This is a genomic window from Pantanalinema rosaneae CENA516 (assembly GCF_050753385.1).
GTDB classification, from domain to species: Bacteria; Cyanobacteriota; Cyanobacteriia; order Leptolyngbyales; family Leptolyngbyaceae; genus Pantanalinema; species Pantanalinema rosaneae.
In genome coordinates, this window is sequence record NZ_JBLZFZ010000035.1 from 66462 (window position 1) to 82363 (window position 15902).

The window sequence follows — 15902 nt, forward strand, 5'->3', positions numbered from 1 at the left end:
TTGGGTCAATGACTGACGGATGGTGCGTGATTGATCGGGGCAGGGGACTGGTTCCCTAGGGGTTGAGAATTGCCTACGGGTGACTCCGACGGATCGATCGTCGTTGCCTCCACGTTCCTGGGGGCGGTTTGGGGTTGGGGCACTGTCTCTGGCGGGTGTTGTTCTAGTGCGATCGGAGACAGAATTTGCGAAATTTGGGTTTGTTGGTGGAGTTGTTGCGTCGAGGAGACTAACCCACTCAGCCCGTTGACCAAATTCCGCAGGTTATCCCGGAAGCGAGGATCACCCGTCAACTCATCCAGATCAGACGTAATTTTTTCGGCGTTTTGGAAGGTGGCTCGGGCGGAATCCAGCGTTTGTTGGAGGACAGTGAGGTTTTCGGGGCTATTGACGGCAGTCGATAAATCTCGCAAATTTGCCGATGCTTGTGTCACGTTTGCCGATAGGGTTTCCAGGTTTTGTAAAAACTCTCCCTGTTCGGCTTGCGACAGAATGGTATTAAAGCTATTCACGGTCGATCGCAGTTGGACGCTGGTTTGGTTGAGGTTATTCAGGGTAGCGATCAGGGTGGCGCGGTTGGCTGCCAGCAAATTGTTGATTTCTGTTGTGGTCAAACTGGCTTGGGTGGCGACTGTCCGAATTGGCGTGGAAACGCTTTTGACCTCCTGCCGCAAATCCTTCGCTAAGGACGTAAATTCTCGTCCCAGTTCGGCAATTTCTGCGGCGGCCTGTGAACCGTTTTTAACCACCGAATTGACATTTTCAAAGAAGCGGGGATCGGTGTAAGTATTAGCAAAGCGGATCACGGCTCCAAACGCTTCCTCAGGGCTAAGTCCCACTTCCCCGGTGAGCTGAGATTTGTTGCAGAGAATCACGTTAGGGTCACAATCCCGATCGAGCGGGTTAGCCGTCACCTCGGCGGTCAGGGGTTTGAGGGGGACAATATCGATCGCGGTTTCCCCCAATAGCCCGGATGAATTCACCTGAACTTTAACGGTTTTGGGGATGACGAGATCGGCAGGGGTAATATCTACACTGACCTCAACGCCGTTGGGACCGGGACGAATCTCGGTAATTTTGCCAACCACCACCCCGCGATAACGCACCGATGATCCCACCTGCATTCCTGCCACATTGGCAAAGCCGACGACGATCCGATAGCTCCGTTGGGCTGGGTTTAATCCCCGTAGCCAGAGAATTAATCCCGCAAATAGCGCTAGTCCCAGTAAGATCAATAGACCTACTGAACCCTCTCGAATTGTTCGCGATCGCATAAACCCCTATCTCACTCCTTCTAGAGCCATTCCGCCATCCGTTGACCGTTATTCAGTCCTTTATTGTCCCCTGTTCCTTGCTGATTGTTCCTTGCTGATTAGCCTGCTACCTGAATTGGGCCTTCGACACTGCCACTAAAAAACTGACGAATTAAGGGATTCTCTGTGCGATCGACATCGTCCACCGTACCTTCCCATTGAACTTTGCCGTTATATAGCATGATCACGCGATCGGCCGTTCGCCGAATCGTACTCTCCTGGTGCGTCACCATCACATAAGTACTACAACCCGCTTCGGCTCGTTGCAGTTGGCGAACCAGATCTTCAATTAAGGTTGAGGCGATCGGGTCTAGCCCAGCGGTGGGTTCATCATACAGCAGCACCTCTGGCGTACTGGCAGGGTTTTCTGGATTTGCCATAATCGCTCGGGCAAAGCTCACCCGCTTTCGCATTCCCCCTGATAACTGGGCAGGGTAGCGATCGCCCACATCGGATAAGCCCACCATTTCCAGGCGCTGATGCACCAGTTCCCGAATCCGCCGTCGGGGTAGTTTAGAGTGCTCGTACAGCAGAAAACCCACATTCTCTGCCACCGTTAGGGAATCAAATAGGGCGGATTGTTGGAATACCATACCAATGCCGATCGGATCCTCAGCATCCTCAATTAAACCCAGTCGTCGCTGTCCTTGCACATAAATTTCTCCGGCATCTGGCGCTAGCAACCCGGCAATAATCCGCAAAATCGTCGATTTCCCTGTTCCCGAAGGTCCCACAATCACCAGCGCCTCCCCCCGGTAAATCGTCAGATCAACAGAGTCTAGAACAACACTGTTGCCAAATGATTTGCAGATGCCCTTCAACTCAATCAACGGCTCAACCATCAGAACGTCAACTCAAATCCCTATCACCAATCCACCCAAGTTCAGGAAACAATCTCCCCCAGCCAGAGATGGATGCCATCTGAGTGTAGAACAGCCCTTCACAAAATCCTCACAGGCGGAAGGAGCAATCATAACAAAGCCTGATGATTCCTGAGCGATGATGGTGTACAGGCTTGAGATTGTCTTCCCACGAATAGTTCAACCTTAGCTCACTCTGCAACCTGTGTAGCGGCATGGGATAGCGCAAATTGCCGAGATGGGCTACGGTAAACCCTGTAAACTATCTACCGTTTCCCTTTACGTCCAAGGGTATAGAAGCTGTGCTTCTAAGATCTGCTTGTAGCCCGATGCACCATCACCAAAAACCCTCGATTCTGCAATCATTAATCGTTCAGTCGAGATTTATAAAGGAACGTTCTCATCACCAGGGTTAGTGCTTGAATAAAGCAGCCATTTTATCCATTTGGACAAAGACTTGCCTGGAGGTGGCAGCCCACCTATGAAAAAGAAAATGTACCGTCTGGATCAGCTTGAGCATTAGGATCGTCTACCATTCACCCGCCCATCCCTCGATTTTAGTTCGCAAGTCTTTTCCCACCCTTATCTTTCCCATTTGCAATGACCATCGGCTTACTAAAACAAGCACTCCATGTGTTCAGGCACGAGTCTCGTAGTCGAACGACCTATCGGGTTAACCAATGGTTTAAGTGGCTAGCTCCAGGGTTATTTGTCAAACGCTGGCTGTTGCTCAGTGCTGGCGGAGTTTTACTGACAACGCTAGGGTTTGCCATCTGGATGAAGCTGACTCCAGTGTTTTATACCACTCAATTGATTGGGCGAGTGCTAGACACCGTCTCAGATGTGCTTCCTAGCCAGGTGAGTGGACCACTGGCAATGGCAGGTGGGCTGTTATTGGTTTGGTGGGGGCAAACTCGTACCCTGGGGGCAATCACCGAAGTATTAATGCCGGAGGGGGATGAGGAACTGATTGATGTCTTGTTAGCCCACCGCCGCCTGCATCGGGGTCCCCGGATTGTGGTAATTGGTGGCGGCACCGGACTTTCAACGTTATTGCGGGGATTAAAGGACTATAGTGCCAATATCACCGCGATCGTCACAGTGGCGGATGATGGAGGATCATCAGGACGATTACGCCGGGAAAATGGAGTGTTGCCACCGGGAGACATTCGCAACTGTTTGGCAGCGCTTGCCGACGAAGAGAAATTGATGACGGAGTTATTCCAATATCGGTTTCGGGCAGGAGATGGGCTGACGGGACATAGCTTTGGCAACCTGTTTCTGACCGCTATGAGCGACATTGCCGGAGATTTAGAGCAGGCGATCGCCGCAAGTTCGCGGGTGTTGGCAGTTCGAGGTCAGGTGTTACCCGCTACTTTGAGTGATGTCCGACTGTGGGCAGAGTTGACGGATGGACGGCGGATTGAAGGGGAATCACGGATTACGGAAGCTCGGGGTACGATCGCTCGCATTGGTTGTATTCCGGCAAATCCACCGGCGTTACCGAAGGCGGTCAAAGCGATCGAAGAAGCGGATTACATTGTGATTGGCCCCGGTAGCCTGTATACCAGCATCATTCCCAATTTGTTAGTACCTGAGATTGCCGAAGCGATTGCCCAGTCTCAAGCGCCCAGCATTTATGTTTGCAATATCATGACCCAGGAAGGCGAGACGCAGGGCTATAGTGTGGGAGATCATGTGCAGGCGATCGATCTTGCCTGTGGCAAACGCTTGTTTGAGGCGGTACTCGTTCAGAAGAAAACGCCGTCTGCCAAAGCGTTAATGCGCTATGCCCAGGAAAACTCGAATTTTGTGCCGTTGGATCGTGATCGGGTTGGACGGTTGGGGCGACGGATGATTCTAGCGAATGTGTTGGATGAAGATGAACAGACGGGAGTGGTGCGCCATGATCCGAAACGGTTAGCGCGGGTGTTAGTTCGTTGGTACAGCCGCACCCAGGGGATATCATGACTGGCGATCCGCTCCTGATCCACCTGCCGGATGCTACCGCGACACGGGCATTGGGAATCCAGTTAGGCAAAATGCTCCCGGCTGGCAGTGTGCTCCTGTTAGAAGGGGATCTGGGCAGTGGCAAGACTACGCTAGTGCAGGGCATTGGTGCCGGACTGGGAATCGTGGAGGCGATCGACAGCCCAACTTTTACGTTAATCAACGAATATTTGGGGGGACGACTACCGCTCTATCACCTGGATCTATACCGTCTGCAACCCCAGGAAGCCGCCGCCCTCTATCCAGAAACCTACTGGGAGGGGAGTGAAGTGGAACCTGGGATTGTGGCGATCGAGTGGTCAGAACGCTTACTTTATCTGCCTGCGGATTACCTAAAGCTTCGGCTCACCTACGATCCGGCGGCAGGGCGGCTGATCGAACTCCAAGCGATTGGGAGAACCGTAAATCTGGCCGCGATCGTCGTCCAATTGACCCCAGTGAGTGATCAATCCGCCTGACCTGTTGCCATCAGGCATCAAAATCGATCACTCCCGGCAACAAAGTGAGTCCCGTTGCGTCTATGTCTGTATCGATCGCTTCGGCAGAGAGATCGATACAGACTTGCACAATGCTGCCATTCTGAATCAGGACATCTCCCACCAGGACATCTCCATCGGGCAACAAAATCTGAGCTTGACGAATCCGTAAGGATGAATGGATAGACATGATATAGCGATCGCAGTGAGCTAAGCTAACGATAACAATCTGGCGGGATTCACTACCCCAAATTCAAAGAATATTTGTACAGTTGTCATAATCCAGAATTAGGATGGTGACAGATCTGAACCCTAATCCAGCTTCAGATCGCCACTGACTCCACTTAACCCTAGTATTTACGACTGATCTTCCCATTTCCCTATGACACAAGCAGAAGGTAAAGCACCGGACGAGAAGGAACAACCGCAGCCTAAGCCGCCCCAAAAACCCCCAGAAAATCTGTGGATGGAAGTGGTCAAGACTTTGGGATTGAGCGCAATTCTGGCGTTTGGCATTCGGACGTTTGTGGCAGAAGCTCGCTACATTCCTTCCGGTTCTATGCTCCCCACCCTTCAAATTGACGATCGCTTAATTGTCGATAAAGTCAGTTATCACTTCAAAGCGCCGCAACGGGGAGACATTGTGGTATTTATGCCACCGGATCAATCCTCGGTTTGTACCAGTGGTACCACGGCTCGGATCAATAACACGACTCCCTCCCCAACGGTGTCTATCCAACCGACGCAGTCTCCCAAAGATGCCTTTATTAAACGAGTAATTGGGCTACCCGGAGACAGGGTAGAGGTGAGACAAGGACAGGTGTTCATTAATAGTCAACCGTTGCAAGAGGGGTACATCAAAGATGCGCCGGAGTACCAGTATGGGCCGGTGACTGTCCCGCAATCCTCCTATCTGGTGCTTGGAGACAACCGGAACAATAGCTGCGATAGCCACTACTGGGGATTTGTCCCTCGGGAAAATATTATTGGGCGGGCAGTGGTGCGATTTTGGCCGATGAATCGATTAGGAGAAATCTCCCCAGAATCGTAAGACCCACCAGGGCTTGAATCATTGGATAGCGACCCACTCCCGGCGAGCTCGGTTGGGTAAGGGCTAATGACCACCTTGGGTGATCTCGTTAGCCCTCCTGTCTGCCGATCCATCGATTCACGACCCGTCCTGGAATGGTTTGTCCCAACCAGGGGGTATTGGTCGATCGCGATCGCAGAGACGTACTCTCTACCGTCCAGGGGTGATGGGGATCAAATAGGATTAGTTCGGCAGGTTGGTTCAGATCGATCATGGGAGGGGCTTGCTGCAAACAGGCGGCGGGACGGGTACTCAATGCCTGCCAGAGTTCCAGCGCTGACCATTGACCGCTAGCCACCAATGTTTGCCAGAGGAGCGGTAGGGCAAGTTCCAGACCGATCGCTCCGGTGGGGGCTTCGGCAAAGGCGACGGTTTTCTCCTCGTAACTATAGGGGGTGTGATCAATGGCGATCGCATCCAGAATGCCCGCTTGCACCGCTTGTTGAAGTGCCTGTTGATCCGCCGGATTCCCTAAGGGAGGAGCTAACCTCAGGTGCGGGTCGTAGCTACCCACCGCCTGACTATTGAGTAACAAATGCATCCAGGTGGTACTCGCAGTGATGGGAGCGCCTTGAGCTTTGGCGGCTTGAATTAACTCCACACTCCGGGCGGTAGACACGCGCATGATATGAACGGGCGTTTGAATTGTCGCAATATATTCCAGCAGGGCAGCCAGGGGAGCGGTTTCTGCAAAGCTGGGAATGCCCGGTAAGCCGAAGATAATCGACTCGTACCCCTCCCGCATCACGCCATTCCCCACCAGGGTCGGATCACATGCCCAGAGGGCGATCGGTTTGTTCAGGGGTTGTCCATACTCCAGCAACCGCCGGATCAGGGCTGGATGATTCAGCGATCGACCATCGGCAAACCCGACAATCTCGGTGGTCGCTAATTCTGCCAGTTCGGTCATTTGCTGCCCCTGGGTTTCCTGAGTCAGGGCTGCCCAGCAGTACAGGTGGGGGAGAGGCGTGTTTGAGGCTAGATGCAACGATCGCTGTAAGGTCTGGTGTCGGTTCTTGATCCAGGCAACCATTGCCGGAGTGTCGATCGCGGGTTGAGTCCCTGGTAGGATGGCGATGCGGGTGAAACCACCGACGCTAGCCGCCTGGAGTAACGATTCCAGGGTTTCTCGTGCTTCAAAGCCCGGTTCACCGGATTGGCTGTACAGATCCACCAGACCGGGAGCCGCGATCAGCCCCCGACAGTCCCGGACGCTGGTATCCGTGGGGTAATCGCTGAGGCTATCGGCGATCGCCCGAATCATGCCATCGGTAATCAGCAGATCGGCGATCCGATCGGTTTGCGTGACCGGATCGATAACCCGCACCTGTTGGAGCAATTCACTTGCCAATGCTCTGCTCCTTTACAGCGCTCCGGCTGCCGTTTTGTCCAGCACTCCCCCTGCCAGATGGTTCGTGATATTCATCGCCATCAGCACAGGTTGGTGATTGCCAGCATGGGGGTAATCAATCACGCTAACGGCTCCATTCCCCTGTTTGAAGCTCCAGAACTGCTCGGGTCCAAATCCCATCACATAACAAAGAATGGCTTTATTGATCGCATCATGGGCAACGACCATTGTGATGCCGGGTTCGGGTCGAGTTTGAGCCGTTTGCACAATCTCATCCCATGCCGCGATCGCCCGTTCCCATACCTGCTGTAAGTTCTCACCTTCGGGCATTTGCACTGTTTCGGGAGCCTGTTGCCAGCGCTGCAATTCCCCCGGAAACTCCTGCTCAATTTCCGCTTCCAGTTTGCCCTCCCATCGGCCGTGACTGATTTCTTGCAGGTTGTCGTTGAGCTCCAATTCCACGTCTGGGTGGTGTTGCAGAATAATTTCAGCCGTTTCTTTTGGACGCAGCATGGGGCTGGTGACGGCATAGCGAATGGGAATTGCCTGGAGAAAGTTCGCCGCTTGTTGGGACTGCATTTGCCCCATATCATTCAACGGCACATCGATTTGCCCCTGGAATCGCTTCTGTCGGTTCCAATCGGTTTCTCCATGCCGAACCAGGAGTAATCGGGCACCCTGGAAGCCTTTGCGGGGTTTGGGGAGTGGATCGCCCAGGTGAGCGGTTTGGTTGAGGGATTCGATTTGCACCTGATCCCCTAGCTTGCCGGAAAAGTTCAGGACAGTGATGCCACAGTTCGACTGGTGCAGGTTCTGGAACTTCTCGATCGGCAATCCGATCGCCGTACTGATCAAGGCTCGATTAATCGCACTATGGGCAACCAGCAACACCGTTTTGCCTGAATGCTGGGGCAGAAACTCTTGCCAAAATGCGGTCGCGCGATCGTATAACGCCACGATCGGGAAATAGTCCGTAGGTTGCCCGTCCTCTCCTGGCACAACCATCCGCAGCCGGTGGGGTTGCTCCCGCCAGTCAAGGTAGTCTTGGGGATATGTCTCCTCCACTTCCTTAAAGAGCAGCCCTTCCCACAGCATCAGGTTAACTTCCTTTAACTGTTCCAGAGTTTGTAGGGGAGCTTTGGGCGGCTGGTTCAACTGAGACAGAATAATCTCGACCGTATCCTTGGCTCGTCTGAGGGGACTGCTGTAAACCGCATCAAAAGCCAAATCGCTCAGGGCTTTCCCTACCAGTTGAGCTGTTGTTTGTCCGGTTTCTGTCAGCGTGGACTTATCGGTATAGCCTTGAATTCGCCGTTCCACGTTAAAACTGCTCTCGCCGTGTCTCACGAGAATGACCCGAGTAGCCAGATGCGTATCCTCCTTGGTAGTGGGGTGGTGGACAATGAACAATGAACGGTTAACAGGTCACAATGATGAGTCGCTGCTGAGGGTTCATTGGGTACTGCTGATTGATCGCTGTTGATTGCACACCGAATCAGAAGCATTTTACCCTGTCTCAAGGACGGACTTGACCGTGTTAACCCCTGATATTCGTTCCAGGCTGTAGGATGAGTTAGCGATCGCCTGCTCGATCGCCTGGATAGTTTGTGACCTAACGAAGAGGATGCATGACGATCAAGCGTTTGGTGTTGGTAGTCCTGACGGCAGTGGCAATCTGCCTGATCGGGTTGGATTTGTTAGGGAGCTTTAACCGACTACAAGTTCAAAGCCAACTAGAACTGTATCAAACCAATCTGTTACTGCAAGCGACTGAACTTCAGGGAGATGAATCGGGTCTGGCTTCTGCCCAACAGGTGTTGCTTCAGGGTGAGCCTCTCAAAACTGCCACAGAGCAGTACCAAGATTCTCGTCAGACTGCCCAAACCAGCTTGCAACAAACGGAGACGTTGCTTGCCTCAGCCAGTAAATCCCAGGCAACCGCATTACAGCAGTCAGTATTAGAACTGCGACGATCGCTGGCAAAACTAGATCTAAATTTGGGGATTTTGCAGGTCGAGCAGGAGCAGATCGAAGCGGCACAACAAACCTGGGCAGAGGCAACGCAGCAAGCCGAACTGGCAGGGATGGAACCCTTACAGCAAACGGCTGACGTGCTAATTGGGCTATGGAGTCGTCCGGCACAGTTAATGCCTGAGGCAGAACCGCTCTTGAAAAAGCAGTTAACAGGTTGGTTCCGCTATCGCGGGTTAACGCAGTTGTATCAGTTGCAACAACGTCAAACCTTATTAGCCGAGTTGCAGGTAGCAGAACAGCAGGCAGCAGAACGATCGCTCCGGAGTTTGGCAATTCTAAGCGGAGTGCCGGTGTTAGGCAGCTTGCTCGGGGTGGGGATTCTACTCTTTTTGTTAGCCCAGTGGGCAGTGCGGAAAAAACAAGCCCTGCTGTCGCCCAGTAGTATGTCTGCCTGGTCAACACCCTGGAATGGGGAAGTAATCTGGGAGGTGCTGATCTTTGGATTTTTCCTGGCGAGCCAGTTGTTATTGCCGTTGAGTCTGGAACTGTTGCGATCGACTCAGCTCCTGCCCAGCGCCCTGGATCATCGGGCGATCGCGGTTTCGACACTGCTGACCTATCTAGTAGCCGCCACCTGGAGTTTAAGCATTTTGTATCTGGCAATCAAACCCTTTTTGCCTTTGCCCGACGGTTGGTTCCGGGTCAATCTTCAAGGGCGATGGTGGCTGTGGGGGATCGGTGGCTATTTAGCCGCACTGCCATTAGTGATCCTGGTGTCCTTGATCAACCAGCAGATTTGGCAAGGGAAGGGAGGCAGTAATCCGATTCTGCCGATCGCGTTGGAAAATAAAGATAGTGTGGCGCTAACGATCTTTTTTATTACCGCTAGTGTTGCCGCCCCAATTTTTGAGGAATTACTCTTTCGTGGCTTTCTGCTGCCTTCCTTAACTCGCTATTTTCCGATGTGGGGAGCGATCGCACTCAGCAGTGTCATCTTTGCTGTCGCCCACCTGAATTTATCGGAAGTCCTGCCGCTGATGACTTTAGGAATGGTTTTAGGCTTTGTCTATGTGCGATCGCGGAATCTCTTGTCATCCATGCTGCTACATGGCATCTGGAATAGTGGCACGTTAGTGAGTTTATTGATTTTGGGGAGTGCAACTGGCTCATCCTGAGGCTGGACTAGTAATATGCAGGGTTTGCTACCCATCCCCTCTCCCGATCGATCTAACCTCAAATAAACCTCAAACCAGAGCAGAGTTTTTAATTGTGTCCCAGGTGATTTCTAATCCGACTCAACCTCTCCCTACGGTTGCCCCAACTCCCGAGTCCACCCTCAATGTGGCAACGATCGATGTCACTGGCATGAAGTGTGCTGGTTGTGTCAAAGCGGTAGAGCAGGAATTAAGCCAATGTCAGGGGGTGGTCACGGCGATCGTCAATTTAGCAACAGAGGTTGCCACGGTAGAGTACGAAACCAACCAAATTGAGCCAGCCTTGTTGGCAGAGAAGCTGACTGAAGCCGGTTTTCCCTCTCAGGTACGACAACCCCTCAACCCGCTTTCGACGGTAGGCTTGGTAGATATCCAGGCGCAACGGCGACTAGAGGCACAGTCCCAACAACAACGACTGGCGATCGCGATTTTACTACTGGTTCTCTCAGCGATCGGTCACCTGGAACAGTTTACGGATCTGACTATTCCGGGTTTGAGTAACATCTGGTTCCACTGTGGATTGGCCACGATCGCCCTATTTTTCCCCGGTCGATCGATGTTGGTGGATGGTTGGCGGGGGCTGCGGCGAAATGCTCCCAATATGAATACATTGGTCAGTTTAGGAACTCTGACTGCCTACACCACTAGCTTGATTGCGTTGCTGTTTCCGTCATTGGGTTGGGACTGCTTTTTCGACGAACCCGTGATGCTGGTGGGCTTCATTCTATTGGGGCGTACATTAGAACAGCAGGCAAGGCATCGGGCTGGAGCGGCATTTCAAGCCTTGCTGGCACTGCAACCTACGATGGCGCGGTTGATTCCGGTGGGCGTATGGCAGGGGGCTGAGGCAGATGGGGGAGATCAGGGAGATGGGGGAGAAATAGCGCGGGTGGCAGCGGCGATCGAGGTGCCAGTAGCTGCTGTGCGGATTGGGGAATGGCTGCAAGTGCTGCCCGGTGATCAAATCCCGGTTGATGGTGAAGTGGTGGCTGGGCAGACCACTGTCGATGAGTCGATGTTAACGGGGGAAGCGATGCCTGTGGTGAAGCAACCCGGTGATCCGGTCGCCGCCGGAACGTTAAACCAATCGGGGGCGATCGCGTTACGAGCCACTCGGACGGGGAAAGATACCACCCTGGCACAAATTATTTCAATGGTGGAAGCGGCTCAAACCCGGAAAGCACCAATTCAAAAGCTAGCCGATACGGTGGCAGGTTACTTCACCTATGGGGTGATGACGATCGCCGCCCTGACCTTTGGCTTCTGGTATTTCATCGGCACTCGCCTCTGGTCAGAGGTGTTAATGGCAGATGGACACGGAATGACCGAACAGGGGCATAACCTGTTGCACCACTTTGTTGCCAGCACCCATACCTCGCCTCTGCTGCTGAGTCTGAAGCTGGCGATCGCGGTACTCGTAGTTGCCTGTCCCTGTGCGTTAGGGTTAGCCACTCCTACAGCCATTTTGGTTGGTTCGGGGATTGGGGCAGAACGGGGACTGTTAATCCGGGGCGGCGATATTTTGGAGCAAGTGCATCACCTGGATACGGTAATTCTGGATAAAACCGGCACCTTGACCACCGGAACCCCTCAAGTTACAGACTGCATTCCTTTATGCAATCAGCAATCGATCGGGTTGCATGGTGAGGCAGATGTGGCAGATGGCGGAGTAAATCAACTCTCTTCCCCTTCTCCCCTAGCCTCCCTTTCCCCCTCTCTCCTCCTCCAACTGGCGGCGACCGTTGAGAGTGGCACTCGGCATCCTCTGGCGATCGCGATTCAACACCAGGCACAGCAGCAAGGATTAAACCTACTCCCCGCTCAGGATTTTGTAACTCAGCCGGGAGCCGGGGTGGCAGCCACGGTTATTACCGAGGTGGCAGAACTAGGATGGGCTCAACCCTTGCGAGTTATTTTAGGAACCCCATCTTGGCTAGAGCAACACGGCATTGTGGTCAGTGAGGCAGTTCTGGCTCAGGCAACTCAGTTCCTTCAACAAGGTAAAACGGTGGTTTATTTAGGGCTGATGACAGACCACGGTCAGAGGTCGGTGGTGGTTGGCTTGCTAGCGATCGCGGACACACTTAGACCTGATGCGGCTAGTACGATCGCCACCCTACAACACATGGGACTACAAGTGATGTTATTGACGGGCGATCGGCGGGAGGTTGCAGATGCGATCGCTCAACCGTTAGGGATTCCTCCAAAGCAGATTTTGGCAGAGGTCAAACCTGCCCTGAAAGCCCAGACGATTGCTCAACTCCAGGCGAATGGACATCGAGTAGCGATGGTGGGAGATGGGATTAATGATGCCCCGGCGCTGGCTCAGGCAGATGTGGGAATTGCTCTCCATTCTGGAACCGATGTGGCTGTGGAAACGGCGGGGATTATTCTGATGCGCGATCGGTTAACCGATGTGGTGGCAGCCATTCGGCTGGGGCAAGCAACATTTCGTAAAATTCGCCAAAATTTATTTTGGGCATTTGCTTACAATATTTTGGGCATTCCCCTGGCGGCTGGGATTTTATTACCCACGATCGGTTTCTCGCTCAGTCCTGCCGCCGCAGGCGCTATGATGGCGTTTAGTTCTGTTAGTGTTATTACCAGTTCCCTGTTGCTGTATTTGACTGTTGCTCCGTCTATGCCTATCCGCTCCTCTCACCCACAACTGTAGTGGAGTAGTTTGCGATCGACCTGATTATCCTGAAGCGGCTAGTGTCTCTATGTTTGTAGAATTAGCCTGGTTAGATCCCTGAATACAGTTGCGCAACTGAACGTTCAATGTCCTCAGAACCCCAGCAAACTCACCTGCTCATTATTGAAGATGATAAGGGACGACGTGGATTCATTCTGGATGGTCCCAAATATTCTATTGGGCGTGATCCGACCTGTGATATTCGGTTAGTCTCCCAATTTGTCTCCCGCCGACATGCCACGTTGGTTAAAAAAACGAACGAGGATGGCACCTACTATTACCGCATTGTAGACGGCAATCTAAAAGGGCAAAAAAGCTCGAATGGTTTACTGATTAATAGCCGTAAACGCTACAAGCATAATCTGCAAGATCAGGATGAAGTGGTATTTGGTCCGAAAGTATCAGCGACCTATCGGTTGTTGAAACGGGATGCGATGCCGACGATTCCCCCGGAACCGGACGAATTTGACATTACGCTGATTAGCCCCAATATGGTGGGCTTTCCTGAGGATGAACCGTTAGACGATGACCTACTGGAGGATGAGCCATTTGATGATGTTGGGATAGCCGACGATCGCATGGAGGATGAACCAACCGCTGATGGCGATTCCGGTAGATCCCATCCGGTACATTAGGGTAGCGTTAAACGCTTGCATCGGTAGCTGCTAGTATTAGCAAGGTTTACAGAAAATGCTACTGCACGATCGACTTAGGAACAGGATAGAATAGGGTTCTTGCCAAACTTAGCTTTTATATAGGGTTAAGGTAATCTGATTGAAGATGCCCAGCTAATATTGAGGCTATTATAAGCAGTTTGGTTTTACCAGAAGTAACGGCTTTCCTACAGATCGTGATCGGGTTTGGCAAAATCTATCAGAACTTATTTTGCTAGTCGCCTACAATATTTGGGGAATTCTATTGATAGTTGGTGTTTTCTTCTCTGCTTTTCACATCCAAGTCAGCCCTGCCCTGATTCACAAAGGGTCGGGGTTCAGTTTCCTCAAGGTTGTTATGGGTTTTTCCGGTCGGTTATCATCTCCAGCATCCCCCTGAGGCATCTGAATCGTATTATGCTTTTTGTTTAGCTCCCTTTGAACTTAAATCGCCAGTTATAACGTTCAATGCCTTCAGAACCGCAGCAAAACCACCTACTGATTATTGAAGACGATAAAGGACGGCGTGAATTTATCCTGGATGGACCTGTCTATTCGATTGGACGTGATCCCAAATGTGATATTCGACTCGTGTCCCAATTCGTTTCCCGTCGGCACGCTACGTTAGTGCAACTACCGAATGATGATGGTACTTATTACTACCGCATTGTTGATGGCAACCTGAAAGGTAAGCCTAGCGCTAATGGTCTGCTAATCAACGGTCGCAAGCTTCAGGCTCATGACTTACAGAATGAGGATGAAGTGGTATTTGGCCCTCAGGTACGAGCAATTTATTACTTGCTAAAACGGGATGCGATCGTACCGCAACCTCCCGATGATTTTGACATCACATTAATTAGTCCTGGGATGGTTGGTGATCCCGAGGAATAAGCAGGTCATCTCAAGCCAAAACGTCATGCCATAGGACTAGCCGCCTACCTCTACTAAAGTGGGCGGTTACATGAAGGCGTGAGGATGATGGTATTCTAGCCAGCTACCGCTTCAATCAGCTTCCAATGGTGGCTGGTAGAAATGGCTTCACTGACTTGATTAAAGACTTGCCGACAATGGTTATCCACCTGAAGGGGCAGTTCTTCATTCTTAATCACGAATTTCATCCGCACCTCTCGATCGGTAGCGGTGGTTTTATCAATCAAAACCTCGACCACAACAAGCTGGTTAAAGGCAACGCGACCGGGGATTTCCCGCGCCATTAAGTAGTCCCCGGTCTCGTAAATCACATCAAAGTTGCAGGATGCCAAAACGTCGTTCAGCATTTGCTGAAGATTGTTTACAGAGACCGCAACTCTAAATAAACCAATGTAACGAGCCATGACTATTCCCGGACAAATGACATTCAGATGAACATTGCCATGATACCGCTCAGCAAACACGACAAGGTTGTTCACAGTCTAGTGCATCGCGGTACATCTTGCTTGCGATCGGTTGCCAGACAAAAAAGTTCCCTCTAGAGGTGACAATTGAGCGAGACTTGGTGCATAGATTCAGACACAAGCCAGCGTGGGACAGGTATGCAAGGACGGTTCATTGTTTTTGAGGGGGTAGAAGGTGGCGGCAAAACCACGCAACTCCAACGGGCGTACCAGTGGCTTCAGGATAGTGGCTGGTTATCCCATCTGCAAGCACAGGGATATGTCCGTCATCTGGAAGTCACCCGTGAACCAGGGGGGACGGAACTGGGCATCGGATTACGCCAATTATTGCTAGAGCCACCGACACAAGAAGCTATTCACGATCGTGCCGAGCTATTAATGTATGCCGCCGATCGCGCCCAACATGTCGAAACCTATCTGCGACCGCGATTAGCCGCCGGAGATCTAATTCTCTGCGATCGCTATACTGATTCCACGATCGCCTACCAGGGTTATGGACGCGAACTCGACTTAGCCCTGATCCACCAACTCAACCAAATTGCTACCGATGGCTTGACCAGTGACCTGACCTTCTGGCTAGATTTAGATGCCAAAACCGGATTAGCCCGTACCCAACAACGCGGCAAACGCGATCGCATCGAACAGGCAGACCTGGCATTTCACCAACGGGTACAACAGGGATTTGCGATTCTGGCAAACACCTATCCCGATCGCATCGTCACCATTGATGCTAACCAACCCGAAGATCGAGTCGCCTCCCAGATCCAAACGATTCTCGATCGTTCCCTCACCCAATGGTACGGAGCCCCAACACCCTAACAAGCCATTCCCCATCTCCCCATCTCCCCACTCCCTGTCTCTTATACACATCT

At 52.1% G+C, this 15902-nt stretch carries 14 protein-coding genes; 8 read left to right on the forward strand and 6 right to left on the reverse strand.

The annotated features are described in order from the left end of the window. Positions 1 to 5: 5 nt before the first annotated feature. Both ACN4EK_RS19615 and ACN4EK_RS19620 read right to left on the reverse strand, forming a co-directional pair. A complete protein-coding gene (locus ACN4EK_RS19615; protein ID WP_431659884.1) occupies positions 6 to 1274 on the reverse strand; it encodes an MlaD family protein in 1269 nt (422 codons plus the stop codon). A 98-nt stretch (positions 1275 to 1372) separates the two neighbouring features. Next, positions 1373 to 2155: an ABC transporter ATP-binding protein gene (locus ACN4EK_RS19620; protein WP_431659885.1), complete on the reverse strand. Its 783-nt coding sequence runs from the start codon at positions 2153 to 2155 to the stop codon at positions 1373 to 1375. A 618-nt stretch (positions 2156 to 2773) separates the two neighbouring features. Between ACN4EK_RS19620 and ACN4EK_RS19625 the strand changes: the two genes are divergently transcribed. Then, on the forward strand, positions 2774 to 4144 hold the full coding sequence (locus ACN4EK_RS19625; protein ID WP_431659886.1) for a gluconeogenesis factor YvcK family protein: 1371 nt from the start codon (positions 2774 to 2776) through the stop codon (positions 4142 to 4144). Then, positions 4141 to 4641: a tRNA (adenosine(37)-N6)-threonylcarbamoyltransferase complex ATPase subunit type 1 TsaE gene (gene tsaE / locus ACN4EK_RS19630; RefSeq protein WP_431659887.1), complete on the forward strand. Its 501-nt coding sequence runs from the start codon at positions 4141 to 4143 to the stop codon at positions 4639 to 4641. Before ACN4EK_RS19625 ends, tsaE begins: the two co-directional genes overlap by 4 nt. A gap of 10 nt (positions 4642 to 4651) precedes the next feature. On the opposite strand, the gene ACN4EK_RS19635 is transcribed toward tsaE, so the two are convergent. Beyond that, entirely contained in the window at positions 4652 to 4849 is a 198-nt protein-coding gene (locus tag ACN4EK_RS19635; RefSeq protein ID WP_431659888.1) for a hypothetical protein, read from the reverse strand. A 192-nt stretch (positions 4850 to 5041) separates the two neighbouring features. Between ACN4EK_RS19635 and lepB the strand changes: the two genes are divergently transcribed. Beyond that, positions 5042 to 5710, forward strand: a complete 669-nt coding sequence (lepB, locus tag ACN4EK_RS19640) for a signal peptidase I (protein WP_431659889.1) — start codon at positions 5042 to 5044, stop codon at positions 5708 to 5710. Positions 5711 to 5798: 88 nt separating this feature from the next. Here the strand turns inward: lepB and ACN4EK_RS19645 are convergent, their stop codons facing one another. Together ACN4EK_RS19645 and ACN4EK_RS19650 are read right to left on the reverse strand one after the other, a co-directional pair. Continuing rightward, positions 5799 to 7100 carry a dihydroorotase gene (locus ACN4EK_RS19645; protein WP_431659890.1) on the reverse strand — a complete coding sequence of 434 codons (1302 nt, stop codon included), beginning with the start codon at positions 7098 to 7100 and terminating at the stop codon, positions 5799 to 5801. 12 nt (positions 7101 to 7112) lie between these two features. After that, positions 7113 to 8447: a histidine phosphatase family protein gene (locus tag ACN4EK_RS19650; RefSeq protein ID WP_431659891.1), complete on the reverse strand. Its 1335-nt coding sequence runs from the start codon at positions 8445 to 8447 to the stop codon at positions 7113 to 7115. 281 nt (positions 8448 to 8728) lie between these two features. Here ACN4EK_RS19650 and ACN4EK_RS19655 point away from each other — a divergent pair, with 281 nt between their 5' ends. The 4 genes from ACN4EK_RS19655 to ACN4EK_RS19670 all read left to right on the forward strand — a co-directional run bounded on the left by ACN4EK_RS19655 (position 8729) and on the right by ACN4EK_RS19670 (position 14527). Beyond that, positions 8729 to 10249 (forward strand): CPBP family intramembrane glutamic endopeptidase, encoded by a 1521-nt coding sequence (locus tag ACN4EK_RS19655; protein ID WP_431659892.1) that lies wholly within the window; start codon positions 8729 to 8731, stop codon positions 10247 to 10249. Positions 10250 to 10343: 94 nt separating this feature from the next. Further along, positions 10344 to 12962 carry a heavy metal translocating P-type ATPase gene (locus ACN4EK_RS19660; RefSeq protein WP_431659893.1) on the forward strand — a complete coding sequence of 873 codons (2619 nt, stop codon included), beginning with the start codon at positions 10344 to 10346 and terminating at the stop codon, positions 12960 to 12962. A 107-nt stretch (positions 12963 to 13069) separates the two neighbouring features. Then, complete coding sequence (locus ACN4EK_RS19665) at positions 13070 to 13618, forward strand: FHA domain-containing protein (protein WP_431659894.1); 549 nt, start codon at positions 13070 to 13072, stop codon at positions 13616 to 13618. Between the two features lie 486 nt (positions 13619 to 14104). Next, the gene (locus tag ACN4EK_RS19670; RefSeq protein WP_431659895.1) at positions 14105 to 14527 is read left to right on the forward strand and encodes an FHA domain-containing protein; all 423 of its coding nucleotides are present in this window, start codon (positions 14105 to 14107) and stop codon (positions 14525 to 14527) included. 95 nt (positions 14528 to 14622) lie between these two features. On the opposite strand, the gene ACN4EK_RS19675 is transcribed toward ACN4EK_RS19670, so the two are convergent. Further along, on the reverse strand, positions 14623 to 15045 hold the full coding sequence (locus tag ACN4EK_RS19675; protein ID WP_431659896.1) for a hypothetical protein: 423 nt from the start codon (positions 15043 to 15045) through the stop codon (positions 14623 to 14625). A gap of 123 nt (positions 15046 to 15168) precedes the next feature. Between ACN4EK_RS19675 and tmk the strand changes: the two genes are divergently transcribed. Beyond that, positions 15169 to 15849, forward strand: a complete 681-nt coding sequence (gene tmk, locus ACN4EK_RS19680; protein ID WP_431659897.1) for a dTMP kinase — start codon at positions 15169 to 15171, stop codon at positions 15847 to 15849. The last annotated feature ends 53 nt before the right edge of the window (positions 15850 to 15902 follow it).

Excerpts from the sequence above, each read along its gene's own strand:
- ACN4EK_RS19615 (WP_431659884.1), bottom strand. The coding sequence starts at position 1,274 with ATGCGATCGCGAACAATTCGAGAGGGTTCAGTAGGTCTATTGATCTTA.
- ACN4EK_RS19620 (WP_431659885.1), bottom strand. The coding sequence starts at position 2,155 with ATGGTTGAGCCGTTGATTGAGTTGAAGGGCATCTGCAAATCATTTGGC.
- ACN4EK_RS19625 (WP_431659886.1), top strand. The coding sequence starts at position 2,774 with ATGACCATCGGCTTACTAAAACAAGCACTCCATGTGTTCAGGCACGAG.
- tsaE (WP_431659887.1), top strand. The coding sequence starts at position 4,141 with ATGACTGGCGATCCGCTCCTGATCCACCTGCCGGATGCTACCGCGACA.
- ACN4EK_RS19635 (WP_431659888.1), bottom strand. The coding sequence starts at position 4,849 with ATGTCTATCCATTCATCCTTACGGATTCGTCAAGCTCAGATTTTGTTG.
- lepB (WP_431659889.1), top strand. The coding sequence starts at position 5,042 with ATGACACAAGCAGAAGGTAAAGCACCGGACGAGAAGGAACAACCGCAG.
- ACN4EK_RS19655 (WP_431659892.1), top strand. The coding sequence starts at position 8,729 with ATGACGATCAAGCGTTTGGTGTTGGTAGTCCTGACGGCAGTGGCAATC.
- ACN4EK_RS19665 (WP_431659894.1), top strand. The coding sequence starts at position 13,070 with ATGTCCTCAGAACCCCAGCAAACTCACCTGCTCATTATTGAAGATGAT.
- ACN4EK_RS19670 (WP_431659895.1), top strand. The coding sequence starts at position 14,105 with ATGCCTTCAGAACCGCAGCAAAACCACCTACTGATTATTGAAGACGAT.
- tmk (WP_431659897.1), top strand. The coding sequence starts at position 15,169 with ATGCAAGGACGGTTCATTGTTTTTGAGGGGGTAGAAGGTGGCGGCAAA.